This window comes from Streptomyces angustmyceticus (assembly GCF_019933235.1).
Taxonomy (GTDB): Bacteria; Actinomycetota; Actinomycetes; order Streptomycetales; family Streptomycetaceae; genus Streptomyces; species Streptomyces angustmyceticus.
The window spans coordinates 2,068,555-2,085,102 of sequence record NZ_CP082945.1 but is presented as its reverse complement, the minus strand read 5'-3'; the positions used below and the strand labels follow the sequence as shown (position 1 = coordinate 2,085,102).

Sequence of the window (16,548 nt, the reverse complement as noted above, 5' to 3'; positions counted from 1 at the left end):
TCGCACGGACAACAGACCCGTGCACCAAGGAGAGTTCGGTGGACAAGCAGGACGGCCGCTCGGCCGGTGAGCCAGGGGGCGTACGGCTCGACGACCCCTGGTACGACGCTCTCGCCTCCGGGTGGGGCGAGGCGGACGGCGCAGCGGAGGCAGCGGGCGAGTGGAGAACCGGGCAGCCACCTGGGCCGGTACCGGCACCAGTGGCGGTACCGGAACAACGGCCCGCGGCGCATGGCGAGATCTATCTTGCGGTGCAGCGAAGCGCGGCCTTCCAGGAGGTGCGCCGCCGCTACCGGCATTTCGTGCTGCCCGGTACGGCGGTCTTTCTTGCCTGGTACCTCGCCTATGTGATCGCCGCGACCGCTGCGCCCGGCCTCATGGCCCACCGCGTCGCCGGCGCTCTGAACGTCGCGATGCTCGCCGGACTCGGCCAGTTCGCCACCACGTTCCTGCTCACCTGGGCCTACGCACGCCACGCCCGGCTGCGCAGGGACAGGGCCGCGCTCGACATCCGCTGGGAAACCCAGGAACTCACCGGAGGGAACGTCCGGTGACCGACGACCACCAGACCCTCGCACTGGTTCTGTTCAGCGTGTTCATCGCCGTCACCCTGGCGATCACCACCTGGGTGAGCCGTCGTCGGCACGGTTCCGCCGAGGAGTTCTACGCGGGAGGGAGGCTCTTCTCCCCGATGGAGAACGGTTTCGCCATCGCGGGTGACTACATGTCCGCTGCCTCCTTCCTCGGAATCTCCGGGCTGATCGCCCTGTTCGGCTATGACGGATTGCTGTACTCGGTCGGCTTTCTCGTGGCCTGGCTCGTCGTCCTCTTCCTCGTCGCTGAACTGGTCCGCAACTGCGGCAGGTTCACCCTTGCCGATGTCGTCGCGGCCCGGATGCGGTCGCGGCCAGTCCGTATCGCGGCCGGCACCGCCTCCGTCACGGTGTCGGTGCTCTATCTGGTGGCGCAGATGGTCGGGGCAGGCAGCCTCGTCGCCCTGCTCCTGGGAGGCGCGGGCCAGCAGGCACGTACCTGGATGGTGATCGGGGTCGGTGCCCTGATGGTCGTCTACGTAGCCTTTGGAGGGATGCGTGCCACGACCTGGATCCAGATCGTCAAGGCCGTACTTCTCATGGGAGGTGCCATTGCCCTGACTGTCCTGGTACTGGTTCGGTTTCACGGTGACTTCAACACACTGCTGAACACCGCCGCCGAACGCAGCGGACACGGCCGCGACTTTCTCGCACCCGGCCTCAAATACGGTGGGGGCTGGACCTCCCGGCTGGACTTCATCAGCCTCGGTCTCGCGCTGGTCCTGGGCACCGCCGGGCTGCCACACATCCTTTCCCGCTTCTACACGGTCCCCACGGCCCGTTCCGCCCGCCGATCCGTCGTCTGGTCCATCGGGCTGATCGGCGGCTTCTACTTGATGACCATCGTGCTCGGCTTCGGTGCCGCGGCGGTGCTCGGCAGCGACGCCGTCCGGACGTCCAATACAGCGGGCAACACCGCGGTCCCGCTGTTGGCCCTCAACTTGGGCGGCGGCGCCGGTTCGACCGGGGGCACAGTGCTCTTCGCCGTGGTGGCCGCAGTGGCGTTCGCCACCATCCTGGCCGTGGTCGCCGGCATCACGCTCGCCTCATCGGCCTCCGTTGCGCACGACCTGTATGCCTCGCTCCGACGTCAGCGTGGTACGGCGCAAGACGCCCAGCGTGCCGAGGTGGCGGTGGCGCGCATCGCGGCTGTGGCCGTCGGTGCTGTCGCGATCGGGCTCGCCCTGCTCGCCCAGGACCTGAATGTCGCCTTCCTGGTAGGCCTGGCCTTCGCCGTTGCGGCATCGGCCAACCTGCCGGTCCTGCTGTACACGCTCTTCTGGCGCCGCTTCACGACCCGGGGTGCTGTCTGGTCCGTATACGGGGGCTTGATTCCGGCGATCACCCTGGTAGTGCTCTCCCCGGTGGTCTCCGGCAGCCAAGAGTCGCTCTTCCCTGGAATGGACTTCGCCTTCTTCCCGCTCGACAACCCCGGTGTCGTATCGATCCCACTGGGCTTCCTGATGGGGTGGCTGGGAACTGTGCTCTCCCCGGAGGCCGCCGACGAGGCACGGCATGCGGAGACGGAGGTACGGGCGCTGACGGGGGCGGGGGCTGCTTAGGACAGATTGTCGTGTCAGGGATGGACGACCCTGACCGTGCAGTGGCCGACGAGGGGCGTGGCAACTGGGCCGGAATGGTTGCCACGTCCTATTCGTGTGTACAGGGTTCCCGTTGCCCTTGCCTCCGCGTGGCGCCGGCCCTCCGGCTAAACCCACTCGTAGCGGTGCTCTGGGCGGCCGGTCTCGCCGTACTTGAGCGTGAGGCGTACCCGCCCGGCGCGTTCCAGCAGCTTGAGGTAGCGCTGCGCGGTCTGGCGGCTCAGTCCCGCCTGGAGTGCGACGTCCTGCGCCGAGAGGGGGGCGTCCGCGGAGCGCAGCACCGAGCGCACACGGTCGGCAGTGGCGGTGGAGTGGCCCTTCGGCAGCTCCGCCGAGCCCGCGTTGGCGGCCCCCAGAGCCCCAAAGATCCGGTCCACTTCGGATTGCTCCGCCTGTCCGCCACCCGCAAACGTACGGTGCAGTGCCGCATAACCCATCAACTTGGAGCGCAGCCCTGCGAAGGTGAACGGCTTGACCAGGTACTGCAGCGCACCGTGGCGCATCGCGGCCTGCACGGTGGCGATGTCGCGAGCTGCCGTCACCATGATGACGTCGGTGAACAGGCCGCGTCGCCGCAGGTCGCCGACCAGTTGGAGCCCGGTCCCGTCGGGGAGGTAGTGGTCCAGGAGGATCAGATCGACGTGGTGCGTCTCCAGGGCTGCGAGGGCGTCAGCGGCCGTGTGCGCCAGGCAACTGACACGGAAGCCCTCGACCTTGGAGACATACGCGGCGTTGATCTTCGCGACATGCACATCGTCGTCCACGACCAGAACGTCGATCATCGGCCGGCCTCCGTGTCGCCTTCGAGGTGACGAGTGCGCGCCTGGGGCCGTCCGGGGGCACGGGTTTCCGTGGCTGTCTCCTGGGGCGTTGTTCCGCGCGCTCGGGAGAGTTTCTCGGACAGCGCGTCGGGGACGGTCACGGTGAACACCGCACCGCCACCGGGGCGCTCGCCGACCTCGGCGCTGCCTCCGTAGCGCTCAGCGAGACGCCGTACCAGCGCCAGGCCGATTCCGCGCTGCCCGTGGCGCGGCGATTCCTTGGTCGTCCAGCCTTCGGTGAAGATCTCCGCACGACGTTCCTCGGGCACGCCGGGGCCGTTGTCGCTGATGCGCATGATGGCGGTGCTGCCTTCGGTACGGACCTCCACTTCCAGTTGTGCGTCGCGCTCACTCGACGTGGCGTCCAGCGCGTTGTCGACGAGGTTGCCGAGGATGGTGACCAGGCTGTGCGGGTCTACCAGGCGATCAGGTAGGTGTGTACGGGGGGAGATGCTCAGCGAAGCGCCGCGCTCGGTGGCGACGGTGGCCTTCCCCACCAGGAGTGCGGCCAGCAGCGGATCGTGGATGCGCTCGGTGACCTGCTCGGCGGTCGCCCGATGCACGCCCACGGCCTGCGTCACAAACTCGACCGCCTCCTCGTACAGCCCGAGCTCGAGCAGGCCGAGGAGGGTGTGCAGTCGGTTGGCGTGCTCATGGTCCTGGGCACGGAGGGCATCGATGAGGCCGCGGGTACCGTCCAGCTCGCGCCCCAGCCGCTCCAGCTCGGTACGGTCACGCAGGGTGACCACGGCACCGCCGTCGTCGGTCGGCATTCGGTTGGCCACCAGGACCCGGTGCCCGCTGACCGCCAGCAGGTCCGCCCCCGAGACGCGGCCGGCCAGGACGTCCGTTGTACGGCTTGGAGGGAGAGCCGCGTCCAGGGGACGGCCGGTGTCTTCGGCGCGGAGATCCAGGAGACGCTGCGCCTCGTCGTTCATCAGGCGGATGCGGCCGTTCTTGTCGAGCGCGAGGAAGCCTTCCCGGATGCCGTGCAGCATTGCCTCCCGCTCGACGAGCAATGCGGAGATGTCGGAGAACGCCAGGTCGTGGGTGCGACGCTGGAGCCGACGGGCAACGAGGTAGGCGGCGAGCGCTCCCACAACGAGTGTCCCGCCCGCGTACGCAAGCAACTGGGGGACCGTGGAGAGCAGACGTTCCTGCACGCTCTCGTATGCGATGCCGACGGAGACGGCGCCGACCACCTCGCCGTGCTCGTCGCGAAGCGGGACCTTGCCGCGTGCGGACCGGCCGAGTGTGCCCTCGTCGATCTGCATCACTTCTTGGCCGGAGAGCGCGGCGCTGGGGTCGGTCGAGACGTGGCGTCCTATCTCGTCCGGGTCGGTGTGGGACCAGCGCACGCCTCGCTTGTCCATGATCACTACGTATTCGGCGCCGGTAGCGGCGCGAATTCGCTCCGCTTCGTTCTGCACGGGACCGTGGCGCGAGGGACGGGAGGACTCCAGGGCATCGTCGAGGCGGGGCTCAGCCGCGGTGGTTTGTGCGATGGCGAGAGCACGGCGCATCGCCTGATCGTCGAGCTGTGCACTGAGCGGGGCGAGGAACAGACCGGTCGCCAGGACGATGACACCGGTGGCGATGGCCAGCTGCACCATCAGCACCTGAGAGAAGACCCGCCGTGGCCATCCCAGCCGCGGTCTAGTCCGGCGAGGCCCTGTGTTGGCCGGTCCGGGGGGAGCTGGAGCCGGGGGGCTGGCTGTCGGCTGACCGTGGGCTGCCTGCGCTCCGCTGACCGGCTCTACGTAGGCGGTGTCGGCCGTCGGCCCACTGCCAAACGGCGCGGAACCCGAGGGCTCGGCGGCGCTCGGGCGCGGAATCGACGCTTCCTTCTCGCCCATACGAACGAACAGTAAGCGCGGAGACGAGGTGGCCGGTAATCCCCGGCGGGGCGAATTCGGAGGGTGTCCGGGCGGCGACTGGAAGCTGGCTTCGCCGGCATCGCGATGTCGCGGATCACGGTTGTTTGTGGGTTCGACTCGCTCGGGGTTTTCGCTTCATGCGCGAAATGCGTGCGATTCCTTGTGAGGTGCCATCGACGCGTCCAGGGCGCGTCGATGGCCGGCCATTTACAGGCGACTGGCTCGGCTGACGAAAGTACAGGTCCGCTGCGCATCAATGGGGTGGGGAGTACATCAGGAGAGGTTATCCACAGGCCTTTTGATCGCAGATTGTGCGTGCGTAACCTCGCGTGGTGAGCAGGCGGGCGGCATCAGCTGGCGATGAAAGATCGGCCGAGGGCAGCGCGAGGCGCGCGATGGTGCGCGGGAAGGGACAGGACATGCGGTCTACGGGGGAGCGCCACGGGGCATGGCGAAGGTCGTGGGAGAGGGCGGGTTGTCTGGGGTTTGGCCGACGGGCCCGGCGCAGTTGGTCGGTGCGGTTGGTCTGGAGTCTCAGCTGGTCGTGGGGCAGTCGCCCGCTGTCGGACGGTGGCCGCGCGGAAAGCGGGGCCTCCTGCGGGCGGAGCGACCGCCGGGGTGAGGAAGGTCGGCGGCGTGGAACGCACAATGGGGCACGTTTGTCTCCCGGAGCGCGAACACGGGGTGGGGGCGTTCGGGGTGGTGAGGTTCTCGCTGAGCGAGGGGCGGGGTTGGCCGGGTCACCTACCGACTGCCTGGGCCGTCCTACGAGACATGCCGTCGGCCACGCTGATCGGGGTTTCCACCGCGCTGATGGAGGCAACCGCCATACGCGCAGGTGGACCGAGCGGTGCACCACAGCTAGCGGGCGCCGCAGCACCATCGGCCCGCTGTTCGACGATGACCCGCCACATGCGGCCATCGGAGTGGGCAACGGTAACCGCCCAGGCGGCGGAGGCTCCGGTGATGGCCGCACTGCTGGACGCCGTCCTGTCGGCCGACTTCGGTTCGGGCCACATCGCGTCGGTCCGTACGACGTCGAGTGCGTCCGCCAGATCCTCCCCGATGAGCTCACGAACCGCGAGGTCAGCGGCCTGGCCCGGCCGGTCCCAGGCCGAGCGGCCACGGGCGTGGTCCACCGTGATCCGTCCGTCGCGCGCCGACTCCACGGCCTCCTTGATCAGGGGGGCCGAGGCTCGTCCGTAGGCGTAGCCGTACGGAAGGACGAAAAGGGTGGGCGAGAAGCGGTGTCCCCCGATGTGGGTGACCTCCCAGGTTTGGGTTCCGCTTGCGGCGAGCTCGGCGGCAAGGGGGCGGCCGAGCAGGGCGCAGCAGCGGTCCCGCTTGCCGTTGGTGCACACGAGGACCAGCGGCTCACCGATGTACGGTTCCCAGAGGCCGTGATGCTCGCCCGCTCCGAGGGCTGCGAACTCCAGTCCGAGGGCCGCGCGGGGGTCGGTGACGGTGGTCGTGCGGATCCAGGAGCGTCCCGGCGCGGTGTGCGCGAGGAACAGCCGCCGCCGCGGAGAGCCGTGGCGGTCGGCGGGGCGCCCCGGCCGACGGATGAGGGCGACGCGTACACCCGTACCTTCTGCCGCGGCCTCCAGGGCCCGGCCGACGTCAGGGTCGAGGTGACTGTCCGTCAGCGCATGGGCGCCCCAAGGCCCGGGCTGCTCGATGAGCAGCCAGGTTCGGGCAAGGGCCGCGGTCCCGGCGAGAGATTCGGCCGATTCGCGAGAAGTGGTGGCGCAGGTACTCACATAGGTGAGCCTAACCTCATCTGGCCCGAGCTGGATGCCGGGTGAAGGGTCAGTGGGGCGATGGTGGGCTGAATCCCGTCGTTCGTGGTGAGTGGGCTTTAGCGTGAGACGTCGCTGATGCCGGGTGTGCTGATCGTGCCGGTGCTGCCGGAACTCTGGTTCCGTCCGGTGTGACGTCGCACCGCAGCGCGGTCTCCGGTCAGGGCAACGGTTGGGGGGCGCGGGGGCCGCTGTACTGGCCCCTGGGGCGCATGCGGAGGGCTGGTTCGGCGTATTCCTCCAGGGCGTGGGCGATCCAGCCGGCGGTGCGGGCGATGGCGAAAATGGTCTCGCCTGCCTCCGCAGGCATGTCCGTCGAGACGGTCAGTACGGCCAGTGCCAGATCGATGTTGGCGTGCAGCTCCGTGTGCCGGGCTGTGGTGGTGATCACTTGGTGGGCGGCATGCAGGGCGGGGCGGGCCTGCGGCACCTCCTCCAGGAGTCGGAACAGGGCGCGGGCCCGCGGGTCCTCGCCCGGGTACAGAGGATGTCCGAGCCCCGGTACCTGGTGGCCGGCCCGCAGGTGGTCGGCGACCACGGCGGCCGCGCTGCCGCGGTCCAGCACCTCCGTCAGCATCCGGTGGGCGAGTCCGCTCGCCGCCCCGTGCAACACGCCGTCCAGGGCGCCGAAGCCGGCCGAGACGATCGCGTAGGGATGCGCGCGGGCGGAGGCGGCGACCCGTACCGCGAATGTCGAGGCAGCGAGGTCGTGGTCGATGAGCAGGACCATTGCGGCGTCCAGGGCGCGGAGCGCGGCGGCGTCGGCAGGTTGTGAGGTCAGTCGTGACCAGAGGCGTGTGGCGAGGGAGTCCGCGGCGCGCTGCTTCGGGGCGTGTGATGGCAAGGCGTCGACGAGGGTCGGGATGAGGGTGCGGGCGGTGCCGACAACGGTGTCCTCGGACAGGTCGAAACGGAGCGGGTCGGCGGCCGCCGCGGCGATCAAGGCGACCCGTAGACGGTCCATCGGCCCACTGTGGGCCGGCAGTGACTGTACGGCGTGATGGGCGGCGGACAGCGCGTCCTGCGACGCCGTGAAGCGGGTGCCGGGGCGCAGTTCGCCGGTCCACAGCCACTCGGCGACTTCCTCGAAGCTGTAGTGGGCGGCGAGGTCGGAGGTGTCGACGCCGCGGTAATAGCAATGGTCGCGGTCGATCAGGGTGATGCCCGTACGGACCGCCAACTCGCCGCCGGGGGTGGAGGGTTCGCGGCGGCCTGTACGGCGGGCGAGCGTGTCGACCTCCTTTGCATCGAAGGTGCTGCCGCGGGCGCCCGGCTCGCGACGGCTGGTCAGCTGGCCGCGGCTGACATAGGCATACACCGTCTCCGGCTTCACCCCCAGCCGCTCGGCTGCCTCTCGGGTGCTCAGCCGCTGTCCGCCCGCGTCCTGCGCCGTGTCTCGATCCGCCATGAGGTCACCGTATCCAGACTCGTCCATATTGATGGAATCAACATTGACAATACTTGAGTCAAGCATGGACAGTCGGATCAATATTCGAGTGAGGCAGAGCAAGGAGACAAGCCATGGCGAGCGCCGAGGCCACCACACCGACCGACGTGCCCCGCGGGCTTTCGGGCGTCATCGTCACCGAGACCCAAGTGGGCGACGTCCGAGGCGTCGAGGGCTTCTACCACTACCGCCAGTACTCCGCTGTCGAGCTGGCGACGGCCAGGACGTTCGAGGACGTCTGGTACCTGATGTTCCACGGGGAGCTGCCCGATGCCGCGCAACTCGAAGCTTTCCGTGCCGAGACCGCCGCTCTGCGCACGCTCCCCGCAGCCGTGCGCGAGGCGCTGCCCGCCCTTGCCCAGGCCGGTGTGCTCTCCGGGCCGCTCGCCGGGCTGCGCACCGCGCTGTCCCTGCTCGGTGCGACGGCCGGCCTCCGGCCGCTGTACGACATCGACGCCGACCACCGCCGTGCCGACGCGCTCGCGGCGTGCGCCGCCGTGCCGACCCTGGTCACCGCGCTGCACCGACTCGGTCGGGGCCAGATGCCCGTCGAGCCTCGCGCGGATCTGAGCCACGCCGCCAACTACCTCTACATGCTCACCGGCGATGAGCCGGAGCCCGAGCGCGTGCGGGCGATCGAGGCGTACCTGATCTCCACCATCGACCACGGCTTCAACGCCTCGACCTTCACCGCACGCGTCATCGCCTCCACCGGCGCCGATCTCGCGGCCTGCCTCGTCGGCGCCATCGGCGCGCTCTCCGGGCCGCTGCACGGCGGTGCGCCCAGCCGCGCCCTGGACATGCTCGACGCCATCGGCACACCCGACCGCATCGACCCCTGGATCCGCGACCGTGTCCTGAGCGGAGAACGGATCATGGGGTTCGGCCACTCCGTCTACCGCACCGAGGACCCGCGCTCCCGGATGCTGCGAGGGATTGCCCAGCAGCTCGGGGGACCGCTGGTGGAATTCGCCGTCCAGGTGGAGGCGAGGGTCGAAGAGCTGCTGGCCGAACTCAAGCCCGGCCGTGAGCTGCACACCAACGTGGAGCTCTACGCGGGGGTCGTCATGGAGCTGTGCGGGCTGCCGCGTGAGATGTTCACGCCCACCTTCTGCGCGGCCCGTGTGGTGGGCTGGAGCGCCAACATCCTGGAACAGGCCGACGACTCGAAGATCATTCGTCCCGCGGCCCGCTACGTCGGCCCGCCCCCGCCGCAGCCGCTGCCCGTCGTCGCGTCCCGCTAGCCGGGAGGCCCGTAGGGGGTGCGGGGACGGAGCCGGGCCAGGTGTCACCGGTGTTCCGTTACGATCGACAGCTCGTCCGCCGCCGGTCCGTGCGGCCCGCCACCCGCACCATGGAGGCGTCCCTTGGCCCCGCAACAGATCCCGGTCGTCGTCCTCGCGGGCTTCCTCGGATCGGGCAAGACCACGCTGCTCAACCACCTGCTCGGCAACGGCGACGGCACCCGGATCGGCGCGATCGTCAATGACTTCGGCAGCATCGAGATCGATGCCATGACCGTCGCCGGGCAGGTGGACTCGATGGTCTCGCTCGGCAACGGCTGTCTGTGCTGTGCGGTCGACACCAGCGAACTGGACACCTACCTGGAACGCCTGGCCCGCCCCGCCGCCCGGATCGACGTGATCGTCATCGAGGCCAGCGGGCTTGCCGAGCCCCAGGAACTCATCCGGATGATCCTCGCCAGCGACAACGACCGCATCGTCTACGGCGGGCTGATCGAGGTCGTCGACGCCGCGGAGTTCGAGGACACCAGGGCCCGGCATCCCGAACTGGACCGGCATGTGGGCATCGCCGACATGGTGGTCCTCAACAAGGCCGACCGCATCGGCGACGCGGCGCGGGACCACCTCAGGGACACGCTCGCGGGCCTCGCTCCTGGCCGGCCCGTCGTCTGCACGGCGTACGGCCGGATCGATCCCGGGCTGTTCTTCGACCGCGGACCGGGGGAGGACCACGACGCGGCCGTGCGGCAGCTGTCCTTCGAGGATCTGCTGCGGGAGAGAGCAGCGAACACGGATTCCGCGCACGGCCCGGACGACCAGTGCGACCGCCCGGGCCACTGCCACCACGCTGGTCACTTCCATACGGCCTACCAGAGCGTGGAGTTCACCTCCGCCGAGCCGATGCACCCGCGCCGTCTCATGGACTTCCTCGACAGCCGCCCCGCCGGCCTCTACCGCATCAAGGGTTTCGTCCACTTCGACGTACCGGAGAACCGCCAGAAGTTCACGGTCCACGCCGTCGGCGACTTCCTGCGCTTCTACCCCGCGCCGTGGCCGAAGGGCGAGGAACGGAGCACCCAGCTCGTCATGATCGGCAGCGGCATCGACGCACCGGCCCTGCACAAGGAGCTGGACAACTGCCGCGAGAGCGCACCGTCGAATGCCGACCAGAACAGCATGTGGGGCGTGCTGCGGTACGTGGCCGCACCCGACGACCCCGAAGACGGCTGACGCCGTCGGGCCGGTCCTCCCCGGCCCGACGGCGTCACCCGCAGCGGGCCCCGGCTACACCGGCCCCGCCAGCGCCGCCACCCGCTTCATCAGCGGCACGCCCGAGCCATCGCGCCGTGGGTCCACGTCCGGCATCTCGACCGGGGCGCCCTTGGCATCCGCGGCCCGCACCGGCGTCGGCCCGACCCAGGCCTGGGTGAGGACGTCCTCGCCCTTCAGGAACCGCTGGCAGCGCACACCACCGGTCGCCCGTCCCTTGCGCGGATACTGGTCGAACGGGGTGAGCTTGGCCGTCGCCACTGAGTCGTCCAGCGTGCCGTGTGAGCCGGCGACCGTGAAGACCATGGCCTCGGAGGCCGGATCGACCGCGGCGAACGCGATCACCTTCGCGCCCTCGCCCAGCTTGACGCCCGCCATACCGCCCGCGGGCCGGCCCTGCGGCCGCACCTGCGCGGCCGGATAGCGCAGCAACTGCGCCTCGTTGGTGACGAAGACCAGATCCTCCTCACCGGTGCGCAACTCGGCCGCGCCCACGATGCGGTCGCCGTCCTTGAGGGTGATGACCTCCAACTCCTCCTTGTGGGCGGGGTAGTCGGGCACCACCCGCTTGACGACGCCCTGCTCGGTGCCGAGCGCCAGGCCCGGTGAGGACTCGTCCAGTGTGGTCAGGCAGATCAGCTCCTCGCCGTCCTCCAGCGTCAGGAACTCCGAGAGCTGCGCGCCCCCGGAGAGGCTGGGTGCCGCCGCGGTCTCCGGGAGCTGCGGAAGGTCGATCACCGGGATCCGCAGCAGCCGGCCCAGGGACGTCACCGCGCCCACCTCGCCACGGGTCGTGGCCGGCACCGCCGAGACGATCACATCGTGCTTGACGCGCTTGGCGTCGACGTCGAAGGCAACTTCCCCGGTGACCGTACGGGCCAGCAGCCCCGTCGAGGACAGCAGCACCCGGCACGGGTCGTCGGAGACCTCCAGCGGCACCGCGCCGACCGAGGTGCCCGCCGACTCCAGCAGGACCGTGCGCCGGTCCGTGCCGTACTTCTTCGCGACCGCGGCCAGCTCGCCGGACACCAGCTTGCGCAGCTCGGCGTCCGACTCCAGGATCCGCGTCAGCTTCTCGATCTCGTCCTGCAGCCGGTCGCGCTCCGACTCCAGCTCGATCCGGTCGAACTTGGTCAGCCGGCGCAGCGGGGTGTCGAGGATGTACTGCGTCTGGATGTCGCTCAGCGAGAAGCGCTCGATCAGCCGCTCCTTGGCCTGCGCGCTGTTCTCGCTGGAGCGGATCAGCCGGATGACCTCGTCGATGTCCACCAGAGCCGTCAGCAGGCCCTCGACCAGGTGGAGACGGTCGCGCCGCTTGGTGCGCCGGAACTCGCTCCGCCGCCGCACCACGTTGAAGCGGTGGTCGACGTAAACCTCCAGCAGCTCCTTGAGGCCCAGCGTCAGCGGCTGGCCGTCCACCAGCGCGACGTTGTTGATGCCGAAGGACTCCTCCATCGGCGTGAGCTTGTAGAGCTGCTCCAATACGGCCTCGGGGTTGAAGCCGTTCTTGACCTCGATCACCAGCCGCAGGCCGTGCTCGCGGTCGGTGAGGTCCTTGACGTCCGCGATGCCCTGGAGCTTCTTCGAACCGACCAGATCCTTGATCTTGGAGATGACCTTCTCGGGGCCGACCGTGAAGGGGAGTTCGGTGACGACCAGGCCCTTGCGGCGGGCGGTGACGTTCTCCACCGTGACCGTCGCGCGGATCTTGAACGTGCCGCGGCCCTTCTCGTACGCGTCCCGTACGCCGCCGAGGCCCACGATCCGGCCGCCCGTCGGAAGGTCCGGACCCGGCACGAAGCGCATCAGGGTGTCGAGGTCGGCGTTCGGATGCTTGATCAGATGGCGGGCCGCGGCGATGACCTCGCCCAGGTTGTGCGGCGGCATGTTCGTCGCCATCCCGACGGCGATGCCGGACGCGCCGTTGACCAGGAGGTTCGGGTACGCGGCGGGGAGGGCGACCGGTTCCTGCTCCTGGCCGTCGTAGTTCGGCGCGAAGTCGACGGTGTCCTCGTCGATGGACTCCGTCATCAGGGACGTCGCGGACGCCATCCGGCACTCGGTGTACCGCATGGCGGCGGGCGGGTCGTCGTTGCCCAGCGAGCCGAAGTTGCCGTGGCCGTCGACGAGCGGCACCCGCATCGAGAACGGCTGCGCCATGCGCACCAGGGCGTCGTAGATCGACGCGTCGCCGTGCGGGTGGAGCTTACCCATCACCTCGCCGACGACGCGGGCGCACTTGACGTAGCCGCGGTCGGGCCGCAGCCCCATCTCGTTCATCTGGTAAAGGATGCGGCGGTGCACGGGCTTGAGGCCGTCGCGGGCGTCCGGCAGGGCGCGCGAGTAGATGACCGAATACGCGTACTCGAGGAAGGAACCCTGCATCTCGTCGACGACGTCGATGTCGAGGATCCTCTCCTCGAAGTCGTCCGGCGGCGGGGTCTTCGTGCTGCGGCGGGCCATCGCGGCTGCGGCTCCTTCTGCTGCGTCTGGTGCCCCTGCCGGAAGGCGGCATCGGGACAACGGTCAACCAGTCGGGTCAACCAGCTGGGGATCGACCCGCGAGTATGTCTGAGTCTGACGCGGACCATTGTGGACCGCCCCACTGACAACGCCGACCGCGACTCCCCCTTCGGCTCCCGCGAGGGTCCGGCGCGGCGCACGCCCGGTACCGGTCGCACGGGAACTTCGCCAGATGCCGACGCGCTTGCATACAGTGACAGAACTTCCTCACAAGCGGATCGAAGGGACTACATGCCCATGGGTCACACGGCCACAGAACAAGCCGGCTCCGGCGGCCTGACTGCGACCGAGCACCGGCTGGCCAACGGCCTGCGCGTGGTGCTCTCCGAAGACCACCTGACCCCGGTCGCAGCGGTCTGCCTGTGGTACGACGTCGGCTCCCGCCACGAGGTCAAGGGCCGCACGGGCCTGGCTCACCTCTTCGAGCACCTGATGTTCCAGGGGTCCGCGCAGGTGAAGGGCAACGGCCACTTCGAGCTGGTGCAGGGCGCCGGCGGTTCGCTCAACGGCACCACGAGCTTCGAGCGCACCAACTACTTCGAGACCATGCCCGCCCATGAGCTGGAGCTCGCGCTCTGGCTGGAGGCGGACCGGATGGGCTCGCTGCTGACCGCGCTCGACGACGAGTCCATGGAGAACCAGCGCGACGTCGTCAAGAACGAGCGCCGCCAGCGCTACGACAACGTCCCCTACGGCACGGCCTTCGAGAAGCTGACGGCCATGGCGTACCCCGAGGGGCACCCGTACCACCACACGCCCATCGGGTCGATGGCCGACCTGGACGCGGCCTCCCTGGAGGACGCACGGGCGTTCTTCCGGACCTACTACGCGCCCAACAACGCCGTCCTGTCGATCGTCGGCGACATCGATCCCGAGCAGACGCTGGCCTGGGTGGAGAAGTACTTCGGCTCGATCCCCGGGCACGACGGCAAGCAGCCCCCGCGGGACGGCACGCTGCCCGAGGTCATCGGCGGCGAGCTGCGGGAGGTCGTCGAGGAGGACGTGCCCGCACGCGCCCTGATGGCGGCCTACCGCCTGCCGCACGACGGCACCCGGGAGGCGGACGCCGCCGACCTCGCGCTGACCGTCCTGGGAGGCGGCGAGTCCTCCCGCCTGTACAACCGGCTGGTGCGCCGCGACCGCAGCGCCGTGGCGGCCGGCTTCGGTCTGCTGCGGCTGGCCGGTGCGCCCTCGCTGGGCTGGCTGGACGTGAAGACGTCCGGCGGGGTGGAGGTCCCCGGCATCGAGCGCGCGGTCGACGAGGAACTGGCGCGCTTCGCCGCCGAGGGCCCGACCCCGGAGGAGATGGAGCGGGCCCAGGCCCAGCTGGAGCGCGAATGGCTGGACCGGCTGGCCACGGTCAGCGGCCGCGCCGACGAACTGTGCCGTTTCGCCGTCCTGTTCGGCGACCCGCAGCTGGCGCTGTCCGCCGTGCAGCGCGTTCTGGACATCACCCCCGAGGAGGTGCAGGCGGTCGCCAAGGCCCGGCTGCGCCCCGACAACCGCGCGGTGCTGGTCTACGAGCCCACCGAGCCGACCGACGCCGCCGACACCGAGGAAGGGGAGGCGGACCAGTGAGCGACGCCACCACCCACGCCGATTCCCCCGTGAGCAGCATGGACTTTCACCCGCAGCCCCGTGGCGGCGCGCCCAGGCCGTGGGCCTTCCCTGCCCCCGACCGCAGCCACCTGCCCAACGGGCTGACCCTCCTGACCAGCCACCGCCCCGGCCAGCAGGTCGTCGCCGTCGAGATCAACCTCGTCGCGCCGCTGGACGCCGAACCCGAGGGCCTGGACGGCGTCGCCACGATCATGGCGCGCGCCCTGTCCGAGGGCACCGACCAGCACGACGCCGAGGAGTTCGCCGCCGAGCTGGAGCGCTGCGGCGCCACTCTGGACGCGCACGCCGACCACCCCGGCGTACGGGTCTCCCTGGAGGTGCCGGCGTCCCGGCTGCCGCGCGCGCTCGGCCTGCTCGCCGACGCGCTGCGCGCCCCCGCCTTCCCGGAGAGCGAGGTCGAGCGGCTGGTGCGCAACCGTCTCGACGAGATCCCGCACGAGCTCGCCAACCCGGCCCGGCGTGCGGCGATGGCGCTGTCCAAGGAGCTGTTCCCGGCCACGTCCCGTATGTCGCGGCCGCGCCAGGGCACCGAGGAGACCGTCGGACGCATCGACGCCGCGGCCGTCCGCGCCTTCTACGACGCCCATGTGCGGCCCGCGACGGCCACCGCCGTCATCGTCGGTGACTTCACCGGCGTCGACCTGGAGGCCGCGCTCGCCGAGACGCTCGGCGCGTGGAGCGGCTCGACGGCCGAGCCGCTGAAGGCCTCGCCGATCGTCGCCGACGACACCGGCCGCGTGGTGATCGTGGACCGGCCCGGCGCCGTCCAGACGCAGCTGCTCATCGGCCGCATCGGTGCCGACCGGCACGACCGGGTGTGGCCGGCGCAGGTCCTCGGCACCTACTGCCTGGGCGGTACCCTCACCTCCCGTCTGGACCGCGTGCTGCGGGAGGAGAAGGGCTACACCTACGGGGTGCGCGCCTTCGGCCAGGTACTGCGCTCCACCGCTCCCACGTCCCCCGAGGGCGCCACGGGCGCCTCACTGCTCGCCATCAGCGGCTCGGTGGACACCGCCTCCACCGTCCCGGCGCTCGACGACCTGTGGAACGTGCTGCGCACCCTTGCGGCAGAGGGGCTGACGGACGACGAGCGGGATGTCGCCGTGCAGAACCTCGTCGGGGTCGCGCCACTGAAGTACGAGACCGCGGCGGCCGTCGCGGGCACGCTCGCCGACCAGGTGGAGCAGCACCTGCCGGACGACTTCCAGGCGCAGTTGTACGTGCGGCTCGCGGAGACCGGCACGGTCGAGGCGACCGCGGCGGCGGTCAACGCCTTCCCCGTGGACCGGCTGGTGACGGTCCTGGTGGGCGATGCGGCGCAGATCGCCGAGCCCATCAAGGCGCTGGGCATCGGCGAGGTGACGGTCGTCGGCGGCTAGGCCACCGTGTGACGGCAGGTCACATATCGACAAAGCAACTCCCGTGGCGATGGTCCGCCACGGGAGTTGCCGTATGTCCGGTATATCGCTGCCCACACCTCGGTTCTTGTGGGATCCCGCACAAAAAAGCGGATCTGTTTGCCGATTGAAAGTTGCCACGTTTAGCGTCGGTCCGGCTGTTCGTCACAAGTCCGCCACAACCGTGGCACCGGACAGTCATCGCCGAGTCCCCGTACGGTGCGAGCCAGGGGAGCCGGGGACCCAGAGTCCCTTGGGGTGAATCGGACTCCCCTCCGGAGGAGCCCGTAGGAGACCTTCCTGCTCCGAACCCGTCAGCTAACCCGGTAGGCGAGAAGGAGGGAAAGGACAAGCCCG

General features: G+C 69.9%; 11 protein-coding genes and 1 riboswitch. Of the genes, 6 read left to right on the top strand and 5 right to left on the bottom strand.

Features of this window, described 5'->3' with window-relative positions:
- Positions 1 to 38 precede the first annotated feature (38 nt).
- Together K7396_RS09505 and K7396_RS09500 are read left to right on the top strand one after the other, a co-directional pair.
- The gene (locus K7396_RS09505) at positions 39 to 554 is read left to right on the top strand and encodes a DUF485 domain-containing protein (RefSeq protein WP_086719762.1); all 516 of its coding nucleotides are present in this window, start codon (positions 39 to 41) and stop codon (positions 552 to 554) included.
- Positions 551 to 2,155 carry a solute symporter family protein gene (locus tag K7396_RS09500; protein WP_086719761.1) on the top strand — a complete coding sequence of 535 codons (1,605 nt, stop codon included), beginning with the start codon at positions 551 to 553 and terminating at the stop codon, positions 2,153 to 2,155. The genes K7396_RS09505 and K7396_RS09500 overlap by 4 nt, the downstream gene beginning before the upstream one ends.
- Positions 2,156 to 2,301: 146 nt before the next feature.
- Here the strand turns inward: K7396_RS09500 and K7396_RS09495 are convergent, their stop codons facing one another.
- From K7396_RS09495 to K7396_RS09480, 4 genes are all read right to left on the bottom strand, one after another.
- A complete protein-coding gene (locus tag K7396_RS09495; RefSeq protein ID WP_086719760.1) occupies positions 2,302 to 2,976 on the bottom strand; it encodes a DUF7342 family protein in 675 nt (224 codons plus the stop codon).
- Positions 2,973 to 4,628 carry an ATP-binding protein gene (locus tag K7396_RS09490; protein ID WP_086719759.1) on the bottom strand — a complete coding sequence of 552 codons (1,656 nt, stop codon included), beginning with the start codon at positions 4,626 to 4,628 and terminating at the stop codon, positions 2,973 to 2,975. The genes K7396_RS09495 and K7396_RS09490 overlap by 4 nt, the downstream gene beginning before the upstream one ends.
- 1,004 nt (positions 4,629 to 5,632) lie before the next feature.
- Positions 5,633 to 6,652: a sucrase ferredoxin gene (locus tag K7396_RS09485; protein ID WP_086719797.1), complete on the bottom strand. Its 1,020-nt coding sequence runs from the start codon at positions 6,650 to 6,652 to the stop codon at positions 5,633 to 5,635.
- A gap of 199 nt (positions 6,653 to 6,851) precedes the next feature.
- Entirely contained in the window at positions 6,852 to 8,099 is a 1,248-nt protein-coding gene (locus K7396_RS09480) for a citrate synthase (RefSeq protein WP_086719796.1), read from the bottom strand.
- Between the two features lie 113 nt (positions 8,100 to 8,212).
- Here K7396_RS09480 and K7396_RS09475 point away from each other — a divergent pair, with 113 nt between their 5' ends.
- Positions 8,213 to 9,382: a citrate synthase/methylcitrate synthase gene (locus tag K7396_RS09475; protein WP_086719795.1), complete on the top strand. Its 1,170-nt coding sequence runs from the start codon at positions 8,213 to 8,215 to the stop codon at positions 9,380 to 9,382.
- Positions 9,383 to 9,505: 123 nt separating this feature from the next.
- Positions 9,506 to 10,612, top strand: coding sequence for a CobW family GTP-binding protein (locus K7396_RS09470; RefSeq protein ID WP_086719794.1), 1,107 nt, complete (start codon positions 9,506 to 9,508; stop codon positions 10,610 to 10,612).
- Between the two features lie 54 nt (positions 10,613 to 10,666).
- On the opposite strand, the gene K7396_RS09465 is transcribed toward K7396_RS09470, so the two are convergent.
- Entirely contained in the window at positions 10,667 to 13,114 is a 2,448-nt protein-coding gene (locus K7396_RS09465; protein ID WP_086719793.1) for a DNA gyrase/topoisomerase IV subunit A, read from the bottom strand.
- 297 nt (positions 13,115 to 13,411) lie between these two features.
- On the opposite strand from K7396_RS09465, the gene K7396_RS09460 reads away from it, so the two are divergent.
- Both K7396_RS09460 and K7396_RS09455 read left to right on the top strand, forming a co-directional pair.
- Entirely contained in the window at positions 13,412 to 14,752 is a 1,341-nt protein-coding gene (locus K7396_RS09460) for a M16 family metallopeptidase (protein WP_167392806.1), read from the top strand.
- Positions 14,753 to 14,790: 38 nt separating this feature from the next.
- Entirely contained in the window at positions 14,791 to 16,173 is a 1,383-nt protein-coding gene (locus K7396_RS09455) for a M16 family metallopeptidase (RefSeq protein ID WP_086719798.1), read from the top strand.
- Positions 16,174 to 16,383: 210 nt separating this feature from the next.
- A riboswitch (cyclic di-AMP (ydaO/yuaA leader) is annotated at positions 16,384 to 16,539 on the top strand.
- Positions 16,540 to 16,548: the final 9 nt, after the last annotated feature.